This is a genomic window from Burkholderia sp. AU45251, assembly GCF_030482905.1.
In the GTDB taxonomy this organism is placed as follows: Bacteria; Pseudomonadota; Gammaproteobacteria; order Burkholderiales; family Burkholderiaceae; genus Burkholderia; species Burkholderia aenigmatica.
The window spans coordinates 176,222-194,403 of record NZ_JAUJQH010000003.1 but is presented as its reverse complement, the minus strand read 5'-3'; the positions used below and the strand labels follow the sequence as shown (position 1 = coordinate 194,403).

At 66.9% G+C, this 18,182-nt stretch carries 14 protein-coding genes; 4 read left to right on the top strand and 10 right to left on the bottom strand.

Annotated features, from left to right (window positions below; translation table 11 throughout):
- Positions 1-17: 17 nt before the first annotated feature.
- The 3 genes from acnD to prpB all read right to left on the bottom strand — a co-directional run bounded on the left by acnD (position 18) and on the right by prpB (position 4,971).
- The gene (gene acnD, locus QZM67_RS10550) at positions 18-2,612 is read right to left on the bottom strand and encodes a Fe/S-dependent 2-methylisocitrate dehydratase AcnD (protein ID WP_301802535.1); all 2,595 of its coding nucleotides are present in this window, start codon (positions 2,610-2,612) and stop codon (positions 18-20) included.
- 79 nt (positions 2,613-2,691) lie between these two features.
- Positions 2,692-3,864 carry a 2-methylcitrate synthase gene (gene prpC, locus QZM67_RS10545; protein ID WP_175024876.1) on the bottom strand — a complete coding sequence of 391 codons (1,173 nt, stop codon included), beginning with the start codon at positions 3,862-3,864 and terminating at the stop codon, positions 2,692-2,694.
- Positions 3,865-4,077: 213 nt separating this feature from the next.
- A complete protein-coding gene (gene prpB, locus QZM67_RS10540) occupies positions 4,078-4,971 on the bottom strand; it encodes a methylisocitrate lyase (RefSeq protein WP_011353756.1) in 894 nt (297 codons plus the stop codon).
- Positions 4,972-5,141: 170 nt separating this feature from the next.
- On the opposite strand from prpB, the gene prpR reads away from it, so the two are divergent.
- Positions 5,142-7,124 (top strand): propionate catabolism operon regulatory protein PrpR, encoded by a 1,983-nt coding sequence (gene prpR, locus QZM67_RS10535; protein ID WP_301802530.1) that lies wholly within the window; start codon positions 5,142-5,144, stop codon positions 7,122-7,124.
- A 32-nt stretch (positions 7,125-7,156) separates the two neighbouring features.
- Here the strand turns inward: prpR and QZM67_RS10530 are convergent, their stop codons facing one another.
- The gene (locus tag QZM67_RS10530) at positions 7,157-7,801 is read right to left on the bottom strand and encodes an ABATE domain-containing protein (protein ID WP_301802528.1); all 645 of its coding nucleotides are present in this window, start codon (positions 7,799-7,801) and stop codon (positions 7,157-7,159) included.
- Positions 7,802-7,901: 100 nt separating this feature from the next.
- On the opposite strand from QZM67_RS10530, the gene QZM67_RS10525 reads away from it, so the two are divergent.
- Positions 7,902-8,285 (top strand): VOC family protein, encoded by a 384-nt coding sequence (locus QZM67_RS10525; RefSeq protein ID WP_175024879.1) that lies wholly within the window; start codon positions 7,902-7,904, stop codon positions 8,283-8,285.
- A gap of 112 nt (positions 8,286-8,397) precedes the next feature.
- Here the strand turns inward: QZM67_RS10525 and QZM67_RS10520 are convergent, their stop codons facing one another.
- Positions 8,398-9,246 carry an ureidoglycolate lyase gene (locus QZM67_RS10520; RefSeq protein ID WP_175024880.1) on the bottom strand — a complete coding sequence of 283 codons (849 nt, stop codon included), beginning with the start codon at positions 9,244-9,246 and terminating at the stop codon, positions 8,398-8,400.
- A 664-nt stretch (positions 9,247-9,910) separates the two neighbouring features.
- Between QZM67_RS10520 and QZM67_RS10515 the strand changes: the two genes are divergently transcribed.
- Both QZM67_RS10515 and QZM67_RS10510 read left to right on the top strand, forming a co-directional pair.
- Complete coding sequence (locus QZM67_RS10515; RefSeq protein WP_043181176.1) at positions 9,911-10,732, top strand: IclR family transcriptional regulator; 822 nt, start codon at positions 9,911-9,913, stop codon at positions 10,730-10,732.
- A gap of 173 nt (positions 10,733-10,905) precedes the next feature.
- Positions 10,906-11,457, top strand: a complete 552-nt coding sequence (locus QZM67_RS10510; RefSeq protein ID WP_043181178.1) for a hypothetical protein — start codon at positions 10,906-10,908, stop codon at positions 11,455-11,457.
- Positions 11,458-12,134: 677 nt separating this feature from the next.
- Here the strand turns inward: QZM67_RS10510 and QZM67_RS10505 are convergent.
- The 5 genes from QZM67_RS10505 to QZM67_RS10485 all read right to left on the bottom strand — a co-directional run bounded on the left by QZM67_RS10505 (position 12,135) and on the right by QZM67_RS10485 (position 17,895).
- The gene (locus tag QZM67_RS10505) at positions 12,135-14,492 is read right to left on the bottom strand and encodes a GNAT family N-acetyltransferase (RefSeq protein WP_301802520.1); all 2,358 of its coding nucleotides are present in this window, start codon (positions 14,490-14,492) and stop codon (positions 12,135-12,137) included.
- 605 nt (positions 14,493-15,097) lie between these two features.
- Positions 15,098-15,397 carry an H-NS histone family protein gene (locus tag QZM67_RS10500; protein ID WP_301802517.1) on the bottom strand — a complete coding sequence of 100 codons (300 nt, stop codon included), beginning with the start codon at positions 15,395-15,397 and terminating at the stop codon, positions 15,098-15,100.
- Positions 15,398-15,500: 103 nt separating this feature from the next.
- Complete coding sequence (locus QZM67_RS10495) at positions 15,501-15,773, bottom strand: hypothetical protein (RefSeq protein WP_063763449.1); 273 nt, start codon at positions 15,771-15,773, stop codon at positions 15,501-15,503.
- Positions 15,774-15,834: 61 nt separating this feature from the next.
- Positions 15,835-16,362 (bottom strand): BON domain-containing protein, encoded by a 528-nt coding sequence (locus QZM67_RS10490; RefSeq protein ID WP_301802514.1) that lies wholly within the window; start codon positions 16,360-16,362, stop codon positions 15,835-15,837.
- Between the two features lie 54 nt (positions 16,363-16,416).
- Positions 16,417-17,895 (bottom strand): sigma-54-dependent Fis family transcriptional regulator, encoded by a 1,479-nt coding sequence (locus tag QZM67_RS10485; protein ID WP_175024884.1) that lies wholly within the window; start codon positions 17,893-17,895, stop codon positions 16,417-16,419.
- Positions 17,896-18,182 lie beyond the last annotated feature (287 nt).

Below are 18,182 nucleotides of genomic sequence, written 5' to 3'. Positions count from 1 at the left end.
ATCCCTGTGTGACTCGATCAAGCCGCCTGCGACGATTCGAGGAAGTCCTGTGCGAAGCGCTGCAGCACACCGCCCGCCTCGTAGATCGACACTTCCTCGGCCGTATCGAGCCGGCACGTCATCGGCACCTCGACGCGCTCGCCGTTCTTGCGGTGAATCACGAGCGTCAGGTCGGCGCGCGGCGTGCGCTCGCCGATCACGTCGAAGGTCTCGGTGCCGTCGATGCCGAGCGTCGTCCGGTTGGTACCCGGCTTGAACTCGAGCGGCAGCACGCCCATCCCGATCAGGTTCGTGCGGTGGATCCGCTCGAAGCCTTCGGCGGCGATCGCCTCGACACCCGCGAGCCGCACGCCCTTCGCGGCCCAGTCGCGCGACGAGCCCTGGCCGTAGTCGGCGCCGGCCACGACGATCAGCGGCTGCTTGCGATTCATGTACGTCTCGATCGCTTCCCACATCCGCATGACCTTGCCTTCCGGCTCGACGCGCGCGAGCGAGCCCTTCTTCACCGCGCCGTCGACGATCGCCATCTCGTTGATCAGCGTCGGGTTCGCGAAGGTCGCGCGCTGCGCGGTCAGGTGGTCTCCCCGGTGCGTCGCGTACGAGTTGAAGTCTTCTTCCGGCAGGCCCATCTTCGCCAGGTATTCGCCGGCCGCGCTGTCCAGCAGGATTGCGTTCGACGGCGACAGGTGGTCGGTCGTGATGTTGTCGCCGAGCACCGCGAGCGGACGCATGCCCTGCAGCGTGCGCTCGCCGGCCAGCGCGCCTTCCCAGTACGGCGGACGGCGGATGTACGTGCTCTGCGCGCGCCAGTCGTACAGCGGCGCCGCGCGCTCGCCCGCATCGGCGCTACGCGCGAACATCGGCTCGTAGACCTTGCGGAACTGCTCGGGCTTCACGCTCGATGCGACGATCGCATCGATCTCCTCGTCGGTCGGCCAGATGTCCTTCAGCGTGACGGGCTGGCCGTTCTGGTCGTGGCCCAGCACGTCCTTCTCGATGTCGAAGCGGATCGTGCCGGCGATCGCATACGCGACGACCAGCGGCGGCGACGCGAGGAACGCCTGCTTCGCATACGGGTGGATACGGCCGTCGAAGTTGCGGTTGCCGGACAGCACGGCCGTCGCGTACAGGTCTCGATCGACGATCTCCTGCTGGATCTTCGGGTCGAGCGCGCCCGACATCCCGTTGCAGGTCGTGCACGCGAACGCGACGATGCCGAATCCGAGCTTCTCGAGTTCGGGCAGCAGGTTCGCTTCTTCCAGATACAGCTCGACCGCCTTCGAGCCGGGCGCGAGCGAGCTCTTCACCCACGGCTTGCGCGTGAGGCCGCGCGCATTCGCGTTACGCGCGAGCAAGGCCGCGGCAATCACGTTGCGCGGGTTGCTGGTGTTCGTGCAGCTCGTGATCGCGGCGATGACTACCGCGCCGTCGGGCATCTCGCCCGCTTTCTCTTCCCACTGGCCGGCAATCCCGCGCGCGGCGAGGTCGGACGTCGGCAGCCGCTTGTGCGGGTTCGACGGGCCGGCCATGTTGCGCACGACGCTCGACAGGTCGAACGTCAGCGTGCGCTCGTACTGCGCGTTGGCGAGCGTATCGGCCCACAGGCCCGCCACCTTCGCGTAGGTCTCGACGAGCTTCACCTGCTCGTCGCTGCGGCCGGTGAGGCGCAGGTAGTCGGTCGTCTGGCCGTCGATGAAGAACATCGCGGCCGTCGCGCCGTATTCGGGCGCCATGTTCGAGATCGTCGCGCGATCGCCGAGCGTGAGGCTCGCCGCGCCCGGGCCACGGAATTCCAGATACGCGCCGACCACCTTTTCCTTGCGCAGAAACTCGGTCAGTGCGAGCACGACGTCGGTCGCGGTGATGCCGGGCTGACGCTTGCCGGTCAGCTCGACGCCGACGATGTCGGGCAGGCGCATCCACGATGCGCGGCCGAGCATCACGTTCTCCGCTTCGAGGCCGCCGACGCCGATCGCGATCACGCCGAGCGCGTCGACGTGCGGCGTATGGCTGTCGGTGCCGACACAGGTGTCCGGATACGCGACGCCGTCTTGCGCCTGGATCACCGGCGACATCTTCTCGAGGTTGATCTGGTGCATGATGCCGTTGCCCGGCGGGATCACGTCGACGTTCTCGAACGCCTTCTTCGTCCACTCGATGAAGTGGAAGCGATCCTCGTTGCGGCGATCCTCGATCGCGCGGTTCTTCGCGAACGCGTCCGGATCGAAGCCGCCGCATTCGACGGCGAGCGAGTGGTCGACGATCAGTTGCACGGGCACGACCGGGTTGACCTTCGCCGGGTCGCCGCCGCCGTCGGCGATCGCATCGCGCAGGCCGGCGAGATCGACGAGCGCGGTCTGCCCGAGGATGTCGTGGCACACGACACGCGCCGGGAACCACGGGAAATCACGTTCGCGCTTGCGCTCGATGATCTGCTTCAGCGAATCGGCAAGGATCGCCGGATCGCAGCGGCGCACGAGGTTTTCGGCGAGCACGCGCGATGTGTACGGCAGCGTGTCGTAGGCGCCGGGCGCGATCGCTTCGACCGCGGCGCGCGCGTCGAAATAGTCCAGCGACGTGCCGGGCAGGGGTTTGCGGTTGGCGGTATTCATGGTGTGGGGCGGGAATCGGGGTATGACATGCCGCGCGCCGGCTGCCCGCCTCGCGGGCGCCGGCGTGCGCGGCGGACGATCAGCGCTTCTCGATCGGCACGAACTGCAGGTCTTCCGGGCCCGTGTAGTTCGCGCTCGGGCGGATGATCTTGTTGTCGATGCGTTGCTCGATGATGTGCGCGCTCCAGCCCGACGTGCGCGAGATCACGAACAGCGGCGTGAACATCGCGGTCGGCACGCCCATCATGTGATACGACACCGCGCTGAACCAGTCGAGGTTCGGGAACATCTTCTTCGCTTCCCACATCACCGATTCGAGGCGCTCGGCGATGTTGTACAGCTTCAGGTCGCCCGCTTCCTTCGACAGCTTGTGCGCGACGCCCTTGATCACCTTGTTGCGCGGATCGGAGATCGTGTAGACCGGGTGGCCAAAGCCGATCACGACTTCCTTGTTCTCGACGCGGCGGCGGATGTCGGCTTCGGCGTCGTCCGGCGAGCTGTAGCGGCTCTGGATCTCATATGCGACTTCGTTCGCGCCGCCATGCTTCGGCCCGCGCAGCGCGCCGATCGCGCCGGTGATCGCCGAGTAGATGTCCGAGCCCGTGCCCGCGATCACGCGGCCGGTGAACGTCGACGCGTTGAATTCGTGCTCTGCGTACAGGATCAGCGACGTGTGCATCGCTTCGACCCACGACTTCGACGGCGTCTTGCCGTGCAGCAGGTGCAGGAAGTGGCCGCCGATCGAGTCGTCGTCGGTTTCCGTCTCGATGCGCTTGCCGTTGTGCGAGAAGTGATACCAGTACAGCAGCATCGAGCCGAGCGATGCCATCAGACGGTCGGCGATGTCGCGCGCGCCCGGCAGGTTGTGGTCGTCCTTCTCCGGCAGCACGGTGCCGAGCACCGACACGCCCGTGCGCATCACGTCCATCGGGTGCGCGGACGCCGGGATCTGCTCGAGCACCGCCTTCAGCGCGTTCGGCAGGCCGCGTAGTGCGCGCAGCTTCGTCTTGTAGGCGGCCAGTTCGGTCAGGTTCGGCAGCGTGCCGTGAACGAGCAGGTGCGCGATTTCCTCGAATTCGCACGATTCGGCGACGTCGAGAATGTCGTAGCCGCGATAGTGCAGGTCGTTGCCGGTCTTGCCGACCGTGCACAGCGCCGTGTTGCCGGCCGTCACGCCCGACAGCGCCACCGACTTCTTCGGCTTGAATGCGCCTGCGGCGGCCGGTGCTGCTGCGTCTTTCGTCTCGCTCATGTTTCTGCTCTCCAATGTGTATCGGGGGTATCAGCGGTCGGCCGGACTTGGCGCTTTAGCGCCTAGTGCGGCCCCATGCAAAGCTGTCGGTTGAACCGGCGCCGCGGCGCCGGGCCCGACCGATGCAAAGCTGTCGGCCGGACTTGGCGCTTCAGCGCCTGGTCCCGGCCCCATGCAAAACGCTCCGGAATCGAATCCCGGCGCGCGGGCACGTTACTTCTTGCCCTGCGCGAACAGCTCGTCGAGCTTGCGCTCGTATTCGTGGTAACCGAGGAAGTCATACAGCTCGGCGCGCGTCTGCATCGTCGGCACGGCGGCCTTCTGCGTGCCGTCGCGGCGCAGCGTCTCGTAGAAGTTCAGCGCGGCCTTGTTCATCGCGCGATAGGCGCCGCAGCAGTACAGCGCGATGTCGACGTTCGCCTCGCGCAGCTCGTCGAGTGTGAACAGCGGCGTCGAGCCGAATTCGGTCAGGTTCGCGAGGATCGGCACCTTCACGGCTGCCTTGAAGCGGCGGTAGTCGTCGAGCGACTTCATCGCTTCCGGGAAGATCATGTCCGCGCCGGCTTCGACGTAAGCCACTGCGCGCTCGATCGCCGAGTCGATCCCTTCGGCGGCCGCGGCGTCGGTACGCGCCATGATCACGAACTGGTCGTCGGTACGCGCATCGACCGCGGCCTTGACGCGATCGACCATTTCTTCGACCGGCACGACTTCCTTGCCCGGACGGTGGCCGCAGCGCTTCTGGCCGACCTGGTCTTCCAGGTGCACGGCCGCGACGCCGGCCTTGATGAACGAGCGCACCGTGCGCGCGATGTTGAACGCGCCGCCCCAGCCGGTATCGATGTCGACCAGCAGCGGCAGGTCGGTTGCGTTGGTGATCCGGTTCGCGTCGATCAGCACGTCTTCCATCGTGCTGATGCCGAGGTCGGGGATCCCGAGCGAGTTCGCGGCGACGCCGCCACCCGAGAGATACACGGCCTTGAAGCCGACGGCCTGTGCCATCTTGGCTGCGTACGCGGTGATCGCGCCCACCACCTGCAGCGGCTGCTCCGCCGCGACTGCCGCGCGGAATTTCGCGCCGGCGCTCTGAAGATGCGTATTGCTCATGAACGGCCTCCTGAAGGAACGACCATTAACAGCAAGGACCGGGCCAGCTCGCACAACGTCGCTAACCCACTGATTCTTAAGCAACCGGCCCGGGCGCCGCACTGTCCGGTGATTTCAATTCAGCAATTTCAAGTTTCAAAAATGAAATCGCACGCGCATAATCGACCGTCATGGACCTCTCCTCGACCAAACCCGTCGGCCCGGCCGATCGCGCGGCGCGCCCGCGCATCTGGGCGATGGGCATCAGCCGCCTGCGCGACCTCTTTCGCGAGATCGCCGGCGAATTCGACGAACGCGCCGACGTGCGCATCGTCACGCGCGCCTATGAGGATGCGCTCAGCGCGATCGCCGAGGCCGGCACCGCGCGGCCCGACGTGATCGTCGCGGCCGGCTCGAACGGCGGCTTCCTGAAGACGCGTGCGCAGGTGCCGGTGGTGGTCGTGTCGCCGACCGGCTTCGACGTGATGCAGGCGCTCGCGCGCGCCCGGCGCGACGCGTCGCGGATCGCGCTCGTCAGCGCCGGAGAAACGCCGCCCGAAGTGCGCCGCTTCGTCGCCGCGTACGGCCTCGACGTGCAGTTTGCGTCATATCAGTCCGCGCAGGAAGCGGAAGCCTGCGTACACGAGCTGCGCGACCGCGGCATCGAGACGATCGTCGGCCCCGGCCTCGTCACCGATCTCGCGGCCAGCGCCGGCATGGGCGCGGTGTTCCTGTATTCGCACGCATCGGTGCGCAAGGCCGTCGATACGGCACTCGAAGTCGCATATGCGACGCATGCCGAGGCATTCCGCCGCCAGCGGCTCGACAACCTGCTCCAGCACCTGCGCGACGGCGTGGTCGCACTCGACGCGCGCGGCCGCGTGGAAGCGATCAACGAACGGCTCGCGTCGGCGCTCGGGGTCGAACCCGCGGCGGCCGTCGGCCGCGCGCTCGTCGACCTGCGGCCCGAGCTGCGCACGCTGCGCGGCGAGGACGGCGACGCGCTCGCCACCGTGCGCGGCGTGCGCTATGTCGTGCATCGCGGGCCGCTCGTCGATCGCGGCGTCACGTCGGGCAGCGTGCTGACGTTCCAGGAATCGCGCGCGGTCGAACGGCTCGACCGCGCGTTGCGTTCGCAGCCCACCACGCAGCAGTTCGCGGCGCGCTACGCGCTCGACGACGTGGTTGGCGCGTCGGCGCCGATGGCGCGCGTGCGCGATCTCGTGCGCCGTTACGCGAAATCCGACGCGACCGTGCTCGTGCTCGGCGAGAGCGGCACCGGCAAGGAGATGATCGCTCAGAGCCTGCACGCGCTGTCCGCGCGGCGCAGCTACCCGTTCGTCGCGGTCAACTGCGGCGCGTTCCCGGAAGCGCTGCTCGAGAGCGAGTTGTTCGGCTATGAGGAAGGCGCGTTCACGGGCGCGCGGCGCGGCGGCAAGACCGGCCTGTTCGAAGCCGCCCACCGCGGCACGCTGTTTCTCGACGAGATCGGCGAGATGCCGCCGTCGCTGCAAAGCCGGCTGCTGCGGGTGCTGCAGGAGCGCGAGGTGATCCGCCTCGGCTCGACCGAGCCGATCCGCATCGACGTGCGCGTGATCGCCGCGACGCACCGTCCACTGCTCGCGGCCGTCGAGGCCGGCACGTTCCGCGCGGATCTCTACTACCGGCTCAACATCCTGAACGTCGGCCTGCCGCCGCTGCGCGAGCGCGCAGCCGACATCCCGGCGCTCGCGGCCACGCTGCTCGTGCAGGCCGCACGACGCGAACCGCGCCTCGCCGAACGCCTGCGCGACGCTACCGATGCCGCGCGCGTGCTCGGCACGACGCAGGCTGCGCTTGCGCGCTACCGGTGGCCCGGCAACGTGCGCGAACTGCAGAACGTGATCGAGCGGATCGCTGTGGAGCTGGCCGAGGAAGTCGACGAAAGCGACCCGGCCGCCGCGTGCGGCACGCTCGATCCCGGCGCGCTACAGGCGATCGCGCCCGAGCTGTTCGCGGCACCGCCCGACACGGCCGACAGCGACGATGCGCAGACGCTGCACGCGCGCCGCCGTCGCGCGGAAGCCGACGAGATCCGTGCGGTACTCGATGCATGCGGCGGCGACCGCGACCGCGCGTGCGCGATGCTCGGCATCAGCAAGACGACGCTGTGGCGGAAGTTGTCGGTGAAGTAGGGTCGGCTGCCGCGCAGTGACCGAGCCGTCCGTCAGCCGGCCTTGTGATAGTGGCGGTACGCCTTCGCGCGATTGCCGCACGACGACATCGAACACCAGCGGCGGCTGCCGTTCTTGCTGTCGTCGATGAACAACCACTGGCAGGCGTCGTTCGCGCAACGCTTGACCTTCGCGAGCCGCGCACCGCCGAGCAGGTCGATCGCCGACCACAGTACCGGGCTCAGCAGCCCGGCCAGCGTCGCACGCCCCTCCCCGACCCGCCACGCATAGCCGCCATCGATGCGCGCCAGCGCGGCGCGCGGCGCTGCTTCCGCCAGGAAGCCGCCGAGCAGCGCGAGATCGTCGGCGAGTGGCTCGCGCTGCTCGGCCTGCGCATGAAAAAGGCGGTACAGCGCCTCGCGCAATGCGAGCGCGCGCGTCAGCATCGCCGGTTCCCCCTCCTCTTCGACGTGCGCGCGGCACGCTTCCGCCAAGTTAGCCGGCACGCCGGCCTGCTCGCGACACCACGCCAACAGGTCGTCCATCGTGCCGAAGGTCTCCGTCGGCGGGTCGCTGCCACGCCAATACAGCGTGTTCGCGAAATCGATGCTCAGGGTCTCGGGCGGTGCCGGAATCAGGCAGTCCATCGTGACGGAAGGTTGCGTATCGCTCATGCCCGGATCGTATCTAACCAGCATGCCGGTTGACAAGCCCGCGGGCACTTTCTAACATAACCAGCATGGTGGTTAAAACAACGTTGCCGCACCGAAGTCCCCTCTCAGTCCAAGGAGCCAACAGATGATCGATCACCTTTCGTTCGGCGTTGCACACATCGGCCGCAGCCGGACGTTCTACGACAGCACGCTCGGCGCGCTCGGCTACAAACGGCTATACAGCGACGACGGCTCCATCGGGTACGGCACGACCGAGCCGGAGCTGTGGTTGCAGCACGCGGCTCGCCCCATCGCCGCCGATCCCGATTCGGGGCTGCACCTGTCGTTCAAGGCCGCGTCGCCGGTCGAAGTCGACGCGTTCTACCGTGCCGCGCTCGAGCACGGCGGCCACGACAACGGCGGGCCGGGCAAGCGCGAACACTATGGCCCTGGCTACTACGCGGCGTTCGTCGTCGATCCCGACGGGTATCGGCTGGAAGCGCACTGCGAACTCGACAACGTCGTCTGATCCGGCCCGCGTACCAACGCCAAGGGCCCGATTCCGCGCAATGCGGAAGCGGGCCCTTGCCTTTGAATCATCGGTATCCGGCGGTCGTTCAACGGGATCGCCGGATGCGCGGTTACCGCGCGTCGCGCGTGTGCTGCAGTTGCTCGCCGAGTCCTTCGACACCGAGCCGCACCATCTGGCCGGCCTTGAGGAATACCGGCGACGGCTTGATGCCCATGCCGACGCCCGGCGGCGTGCCGGTCGTGATCACGTCGCCCGGCTGCAGCGTCATGCAGCGCGACAGATAGGCGATCAGCTGCGCGACGGTGAACACCATCGTGCGCGTGTTGCCGCTCTGATAGCGGTGGCCGTCGATTTCGAGCCACAGGTCGAGACGCTGCGGATCGGGCACCTCGTCGCGCGTGACGAGCCATGGGCCGATCGGGCCGAACGTGTCGAAACCCTTGCCCTTGTCCCACTGGCCGCCGCGCTCGATCTGCCATTCACGCTCGGACACGTCGTTGACGACGCAGTAGCCCGCGACGTAATCGAGCGCGCGCGCTTCGTCGACGTCCTTGCAGGCCGCGCCGATCACGACGCCCAGCTCGACTTCCCAGTCGGTCTTGACCGACCCTTTCGGGATGTCGATTCCGTCGTTCGGGCCGCAGATCGAGCTCGTCCACTTGCCGAACACGACCGGCTCCTTAGGTACCGGCATGCCGGCTTCGGCCGCGTGATCGGCATAGTTCAGGCCGATGCCGATGAACTTGCCGACATGCCCGACGCACGCGCCGATGCGCGGCTCGCCTGACACCAGCGGCAGCGTGGCCGGATCGATCGCGCGCAGCCGCGCGAGACCCGCGTCGGACAGCACATCGCCGGACAGGTCCGGCACATGTGCGGACAGGTCGCGAATCCGGCCGTCCGCGTCGAGAATACCGGGCTTTTCCTGGCCGGACGGGCCATAGCGAAGCAGTTTCATCGTGCTCAACCTCTGTTGTCGAATGGGACAGGATACCGGCTGACGCGGCCCTTCACGGCCGCGCGCCGGACTGATTGTCGATCGTCGATTGCGCGCGTCGGCGCCGCATCCGGCATGCCGTTCGACGCGCGAGGGTCGCGCGGGCGCAGCGATCGTGGCGCCGCACGTAAGTACGGCGCACATCGAACGGGCAGCCGCCGGTCTGCGCATCGGCGACGACGGCCCGGCACCCGCGACATGGTCCGGCCCGTACCGGCCGGCTTCACGCGCGGCCGCACCGTCGCTGGCCCGCCAGCCTTTGTACCATCGGCCGCGCGCCGTGAAATGACCCGCGACGGATACCGACTATTGGTGCGCCCGCCGACGCTGCGGCGCAGCATCGGGGCCCGCGCGGCCCCTCGATTGCCTTTCAAACGCCTTGAACCCGTGCCACCTGTCATGAATACCGGGTATTCGGGGCTTCCCTGTCATCCTGAAAGGGAATCGATCCGTTCTTGTCCGGTAACGATCGGTAAAAAGACGCTGCATTGCACACTAAGTGTTTGTTGTTAAGCTCAAACGGATGGCGTTCGTCGCCACACGCAGGCTCGACACAAGCGTGTTGCAGAATCGGTCAGCGTGCGTCGCCAATCGATCGAAAGTCACCCCCAACTCCACACCGACAATGCAAACAACCAACGACCTGATTCCCGGCTGCGACGCTCGGGAATCGATGGGCGCAATCGACCGCTATCGCGCACCCGCGCTCGATAAGGGTCTCGATATTCTCGAACTCCTGTCGGAGCAGAAAGAAGGCCTTACCCGCACCGAAATCACGAAGGAACTCGGCCGCAACGCGAGCGAGATCTACCGGATGCTCGAGCGCCTCGTCGCACGCCGCTACGTGATGCGCTCGACCGGCGGCGACCGCTACACGCTCAGCCTCAAGCTGTTCTCGCTCGCGCATCGGCATCCGCCGATGAGCCGGCTGATCGCCGAAGCCTTGCCGCCGATGCAGCGCTTCGCCGACGCCTCCGAACAATCGTGCCACCTGTCCGTCTACGATCGCGGCAACCTGCTCGTGATCGCGCAGGTCGACGGCCCCGGCTCGTGGGGCGTGTCGGTCCGGCTCGGCTCGCGCGTCGGGCTCGCCGATACGGCATCGGGGCGCGTGATGCTGTCGTTCCAGGGCGCCGAGCATCGCGCGCACATGCTCGCCGAGCACCGCAAGGTCAAAGGCGAAGCGCCGCTGAACGAGCAGGAACTCGCGTATGCGTGCCAGTCCATCCGGCAGACCGGCTACCTGCGCCAGGACAGCCGCCAGGCCTACGGCGTGACCGACCTGACCGCGCCGATCCTCGGGCCGTCCGGCCATGCGATCGCGGTGCTGACGTGCCCGTACATGCGCCGGATCGATGCGCACATGGCGCCGTCCGTCGACACGGTCGTCGAAGGGTTGCGCGACACGGCCGCCCTTCTGTCGATGTGCCGCGACGAGACCTGCTGACGCGCAGGCTCGGCGGAGCGCACCGGGTACGGCGCCATTGCGCCGGCCCCGGTCGCCCACAACATCTCTGCGGAGCGCGACGCACGGTGCCATATCGTGCGTCCACGGCGCTACGCTAAAATAGCGGCCCTCTCAAAAACTACGGCGGCCGGTTGTCGCGGCCGTCGTGTCCGATGGATGTCATGGCCAAACTTCTGAACGATCAAGAATTCCAGCGTTTCTCCGAACTTCAGCAGAAGCAGGCAAGCTTCACGATCACGCCCGAAGAGGCGGACGAACTGCGCGATATCGTCGCGCGCGCGCAGAAGAAGCGCGACGATCGTGCCACCGCAATGCAGGCGATCGAGAACTACATCGAGCAGTTCGACATCACGCCCGACGAACTCTTCTCGCCCGAGCAGATCGGCGACGCGGCCCGCACCTACGGGCTCATCACCGCGACCAAGAAGGAACGCACGCTGCCGCCGTCGATCACGTTCAATGGCAAGCCGTACCAGTGGACCAAGACGCTTCCGGACGACGTGCGCGGCGCGCTGTTCGAAGCGTTCACGTCCGGCGAATCGGTCAAGCGCTTCATCGCAATGCCCAAGGACACCGCGCGCTGTGCACTGACGATCGCCCGCCTCGAGCGCGAAACCGGCGCCGTCTATGCCGATCCGCACCTCGAGGAACTCGCGATTTCGCGCGATCAGGTGAACGACGCGGCGACGAAACTCGCTGCCTGAAGGTAGCCGCGGGCACGGTTCATGCGTGCCCGCCCCCTGCGTGACGCCGGCCCTGGCCGGCACTGCGCCTGTGGGAGCTGTGCATCCGGGTGCTCCCGAAAAGTCTCACCTTGGCATCCCGCAGACACTCACCTGTGCCTCCCGAAAAACCTCACCAAGGCTCCTGGAAACCCTCACCCAAGCCTCCCGGATGTCCTCACCGACACTTCCCGCAGACCCTCACCGATACGCCCCGGAAAGGCTCACCGGCCACTCCCGCAGAGTCTCACCGGCCACTCCCGTAGAGGCTCACCGACTACTCCCGGGAAGGCTCACCAAGCGCTCCCGTATCGGCTCACCTCGACCTTCCCGAAGAAGCTCACCAGCGGATCCCGAAAAGTCTCACCTATTGGGAAAATTCGAATTTTCGAGGCTGAAATGCGGCGGTCAATGCGTGTAGACACCTTGCAGAAAACAGTGGCGCGGGATGGATATCGCGGCAAGCGGCACGCGTCTCGCAACGCCATACGAGCGTCGGTATTACCGTTGCGAACAGGCGCCGACACGTTCGTGATCGCTCCGCTCGCGAGACACGTTCAAATGCTCTGCATTCCTTATCGTTAATATCCGCAACATGCCGGAAGCACAGAGACGTCCACGACATGCACCGTCTCCGTGCGTCGGATCGCCGGCAGACGCTACGGCTGCAGCTTCATCCTGAAGCCCACGACGCCGGGCTCCTCCGTCGTCGACACAGCAAAACCGCACGACTTCGCAAGCGAGATCATCGCCGAGTTCTCGCGCAGCGCCTCGCCGATCATCCATGCGGTTCCGCGCGAACGCGCATAGTCGATGATCCGGGCCATCATCAGCCGGCCAAGGCCCTTGCCCTTCTGATCGGGTCGTACCGCGATCGCGAACTCCGCCGTCTCGTTGTCGGGATCCGCAACCGCGCGTGCTACCGCAAGCGTGTGATCCCGCCCGGACACATCGGTGAACGACACGATGAAGGCCATCTCACGGTCGTAATCGATCTGCGTCATGCGCGCCACCTGCGAATGATCGAAGCTGCGCACCGCGCCGAAGAAACGCATCCGCAGATCGTCCGGCGTCATTGCGCCGAGCAGTTCATTGTGCGCAGCCTCGTCTTCGGGACGGATCGGGCGGATCGTCACAGTCTCGCCGCGCCACTCGAGCGTCTGTTCGAGGTGGCGCGGATACGGCATGATCGCAAGCCGGCTGCGCCCCGCGGCCAGCGTGACGCGCGGCGCAATCACGTGCGCGCGGTCGGACCGCACGCGCAGCGTGACCGACATCGCAACGACTTCGCGCACGTCGCAGACGACCTGCGACAGCGCCGTCAACGCGTCGAGCGTCGGCTCGATGGGTGTGCTGCGCGCATACGGCGAGCGCTCCATCACCGCACGAGCGAGCACGGTGTTCAGCGGCGGCAGGCCATAGACGACGAACGGCGCCGACACGCCGTCCGCAGGCGGCACGGCATAGCGAAACACCGGGCCGAAGTTCGAATCGTCGTACATGTCGACCGTGACATCGACGACTTTCGTGCCGGCCGGCTCGACGGCCGGCTCACCCTGCAGGCCGAAATGCGACAGCCAGCGCGCCGCGGCTTCGCCAGTCAGCTCATGCTGGCCCGCTTCGACCATCCGGCGCGCCTCGGCCTGTGCGGATGCCACACACTCGGCCGGCTGCGGCAGCGTACCCTCGGGCGTTTGCATCAGCAGTTGTCGCCCGAGGCTGTAGTCGACGAGACGCGCATATGCGCGTGCGAGCCGCTGCGGCGTGGTGTGCACGGGAATGCCGTTCGCGTGAAGGGCATCGCGCGTCGCGGCATCGACCGCGCCGAAGAAACACGCGAGGATGCCGCGATGCGCATGCTGCCGCGCTTCGATCAGCGTGTGCGCAACCGCATCGGCCGGCGCACTGTGGGAGGTCGAATGGACGACGAACAGCGTGCCTGTTTGCGGGAACGGCGCGAGCGCCTTGATCGCCGCAGCAAAATGCTCGGGGCGCGCATCGTCGCCCAGTGTCAGCGGATTGCCGGGCGACGCGAGATGCGGCAGCGCAGCCGACACGGCCGACGTGGCCGCGGGTGACCAGTCGGCCAGCACGTCGCGCACCTCGGCCACCGCATCGACCGCGAGTTTCGCGACGCCCGCATCGCTCGTCACCAGCGTGGCCGCGCCGCGCGCGGTGACGCGGCCGACGCCGAGCGTCTCGATCTCGTCGAGCAGATCGTCGAGCGCATCGACACGCACCATCCCCGCGCGCTGGAACGCCGCCGTATAGAGCGCGTCGCCGGGATCCGCGCGGCCGGTGCGCAATGCGAGTACCGGCTTGTTGCGCGCGGCCGCGCGCGCGGCCGACATGAACTTGCGCGCGGCGCGCACGGTATCGAGTTCGAGCAGGATCGCGCGCGTGCCGGGATCGCTCGCGAGATAGTCGAGCACGTCGCCCGCATCGACGTCGGACTCGCCACCGAGCGCGACGACATGCGAAAAGCCGAGGCCCCGCGCGTCGGCCCAGCCGAGCACCGCGTTCGTCAGCGCATTCGATTGCGACACCCACGCGACGCCGCCCGATCGCACCGTATAGGCCGGAGCACCGAAATGCGCATGCCGCGCAGGCGACAGCACGCCGAGACTGCCCGGCCCGACGATACGAAGCACGAACGGCTTCGCCGCCTTCAGCGTGCGATCGAGCGCGGCGCGATCGGCGTCCGTGCGCGCCTCGCCGACGATCACCGCGACGCGCGTGCCGAGCTCGCCGAGCTTGCGCACGATGCCGGCCCAGGTCGCGGGCGGCGTACAGATCACCGCAACCGACGGCGGCGCGGGCAACCGGTCGACATCGGAAACGACCGCATGCCCGTGCAGGTCACGATACTTCGGATTGACGGGCCACACGGGCCCCTGGAATGCACCGTCGAGCACGCGCGACCACACCATCGCGCCGATACTGCCCACGCGCGACGACGCGCCGACGACCGCAACGGACTTGGGCTGGAACAACGCATCGAGATGGCGAACGGTCACATCGGCTCCCTGCGGTAACGAAAGACGACTCGATCGGCGTGCGGCACGCACCGCGCCATACGCCGATCGACGCGAACCCCAAGCATAGGCGAAGCGCATGCGGCTGCCTATATGCCGAACGGCCGACTATTCGACACGCATCAACGCTCGCACCATGAGCCTGCAACACGAGCACGGCCCGCCATCGCCGCGCACCGGCCGAGCCCATTCGCTCGGCGCACCCGGTGCCGGCATGCGGTGCGACGCCGCGTCCGCTTCGTCAAAGGTGAGGATTTACAGGAGCTATGGTGAGTATCTTCGGGAATTGCACGGCGCCATCCACAAACATGCGAGCGGTGATCGGAATTCGCGGCACGCGTGCACCGCGAGAATGGCGCTGGCCGATGCGCATAGGCTGCGCAATTGCAGGTCTGTTTACGGGAATTCGCCGCGATATGCGGTCGAATCGCGGCGAATTCGCAAAACGGGATCCGTTAATTGCGCGGCGTCGCAGTTCAATACGCCAGCGGGAATCACGCCGGGAATGCACAAAAACAAAACGGTGCGACGGCCGCATGGCCATTCGCACCGTCAGTCAGCACACGAAAGGTGAGGTTTTTCGGGAGTCAGTCCTTGATCAGGAAACGCTCGCGATTCTTGCCGAGCCACACCGGCGCCCGCCCGCGGCCACTCCAGGTTTCGCCCGTCTTCGGGTTCTGGTATTTCGGCGGCGACGTCCGCTTCGGCTTCGCTGTGGCAGCAGCTCCCCCTACCGGGCGAAACCCGAGCTCTTCCGGCGTAATGTCGTATTCCTCGATTTTCGCGCGGATATCGGCAATCGCATCGGCAATCGCCTTTTCGCGCTCCTTGTCGATCTTTTGCTGAAGCCGTTCGAGCTGCACGGTCAGTTGCCTGTAGGTCGCCATATGGATGGGACTCCGTGAGGGTTATTCGTGAAAAATAAATGACGCTCAGCCAACAGAAAAGCGCTTCGCCCGATCGTGGTCTCCTCAGCCGGTTATCTCGGGATCAATAACCGCTTTTCTTCTTGCACGCGAAGAGAAGATTTCGCGTTGTGTCATCACTCGATTGCTGAAGCACGTCGAAATCCCCGTTGCAGATCGCCCGGGCGTTGTCCGTGCAATTGCTCCAGTCGCGGCCGGTGCATTGCACCTGCGTAGTCGGACGCCCGTCCGAGGTGAACAGTGGCGCGGCGCCGCCGCACCCGCCGAGCCCTGCAACCAGAGCCAACACGACGGCCGCCCGAGGCCACCGACAGACCGACGCAAGCATGTGTTTCATTGTTCTTCCCGTCAACCTTTTTTTGAATGTCGCGAGTATGCCATGCGCGGCCCTTCCACCGTCAGTCCGGCGTGCGGCCGGGTTGCCCGCGCGCCTTGTACGGCAAGCGCTTGCGCGGATCGTCGGTGATGCGAACGAATACCTGCTCGACGTCCGGAAGCACCTCGAGTTCGCGTTGCAACGCCTGCCGATCGAACGCCGTATCCGCACATCCTTCGACGTAAATGAAACGCCGCTGCACGGTGATCCACAGGCTCGTCCCATGCAGCCGATCGGAGCCGGCGAAGTGCGCCTTCACCGCGTCGGCGATCGGTGCGTCATACATATACGAGTTCGGCTTCGAGCAGCGGTGCGCGAGCCAGCAGGTGGTGCCGCGTTCCGCGCGGTAATGCGCATCGTCCGTCATCTCGGCCCGGGTCATCCACGGGCCGAGCGGCAACGGGCATTCGGCCACGTCCTGCGACAGCGCGATAAATGGATCGTTGTACCAGTTGCGCCGCGCCTCGGGCGCGTCGACGTCGCCCGACTGCGCGAGCGCAGTGGTCGCCAGCATCATCGTCAGCCACCCTGCGATGCCGATCCGCTTCATCGTGATCTCCTGTTCGATGCGTCACGTCCGACCACGCCGGCTTTGCCGATCGGCCTACCGGTCGATGCCCAGCGCCGCCAGCTTCTTGTACAGCGTCGCGCGGCCGATCCCGATGCGCGCCGCCGCTTCCACCACCTTCCCGTCGCAGGCCGCCAGCGCATCGGTCAGGAACTGGCGCTCCCACGCTGCCAACGCATCCGCATACGAAGCGGCCGGCGCAGCAGGCACCTCGCCCGCCCGCCGCTCGGCCGGCGATACGGCCGCCCGCTGCGCCGATGCTGCGCCGTCCGTCGATACGCGCACCGGCCCGAGGAACGGCGCGAGCGCACGCGCATCGATCACCGACCGGTCCGACAGCATCAGCGCGCGTTCGAGCGTATTGCGCAACTCGCGCACGTTGCCGGGCCACGGATACGCACAGAGCATCCGCAGCGCATCGTCTGTCAGCTCGCAATGGGCGGCGCGGCCGTGCTGCGCGGCCAGTTCCTCGAGCGTCGCGTAGACGAGCGCCGCGATGTCGGACGCGCGCTCGCGCAGCGGCGGCGCGTGGATCGTCAGCACGTTCAGCCGGTAATAGAGATCCGCGCGGAAACGCCCGGCCGCGACCAGCGCCGGCAGGTCGGCGCTCGTGGCAGCGATGATCCGGACGTCCGCGCGCACGATCCGGTTCGAGCCGACCGGCTCGAATTCCTTGTCCTGCAGCACGCGCAGCAGCTTGCCCTGCAGCGGCAGCGGCATGTCGCCGATCTCGTCGAGAAACAGCGTGCCGCGATCGGCCAGCTCGAACTTGCCGACGCGCCCCTTGCGATCCGCGCCCGTGTACGCACCGGGCGCCGCGCCGAAGAATTCGGTTTCGAGCAGCGTGTCGGGAATCGCGGCGACGTTGACGGTCACGAGCGGCTGGAGGGCGCGCGCCGACGCCGCATGGATCGCATGCGCGAGCAGTTCCTTGCCGGTGCCCGTCTCGCCGAGCAGCAGCACCGGCGAATCGACCTGCGCGGCGCGGCGCGCCTGGCGCTTGGTTTCGAGGCTCGCGGCGCTCGTGCCGACGAAGCTCGCGAACGTGTATTTCGCGCGGCGCGCCTGCGCGAGCGAACGCTGCGTCGCGATCAGTTGCTGCTGAAGCTGTGCATAACGGGAAAAAATCGGCGTGAGCGTCTTCAACTGGTCGAACAGCGCGAAGCCGATCGCGCCGACCGTTTCGCCGGCCTCGTTCTTCAGCGGCAGGCGCGTGACGACGAGCGGCTCGCGGCCTGTCTCCATGATGTCGAGCAGGATTGGCTGCCCGGTCGACACGACCTCGCGCATCAGGCTGTTCGGGATCACCGCCTCGCAGTCGAGGCCGACGGCCTGCTGCGGATCCGCGAAACCGAAACGCGCCGCGTACCGTTCGTTCATCCACACGACGCGCGCATCGCGATCGACGACCACCGTGCCCGCGCTCGAATCCTCGAAGGTCCGGAACAACGACTCGGCGGCGCGCCGCAGCACGTCGCCGTAGTTGACGGGCAGGCGGGCCCAATCGTTCATCATCGTGTCTTCGTCTCCGTGTATCTTCGACCGGTTGTCTCCGGATCGAGACGGATTATCTCACTTCGGAGACACGCCGCGATGCGTTGCCCGGGAAAGCCCTGCCCCATTCCACGGGCTGGCCGGATGGCCATTTCGTCTCCGGATGGAGACGTTTTATGTAGAATCGTCAGACAACGACCGGCGCGGGCCCGCCGGTCTCCGGCGGACCCACGTCCGGCGGCGCAATCCGGCCGATGGCACGAAACCTGCACGAACCTGAGCCGGTCCGCGGCGCGTCGCGCGATCGA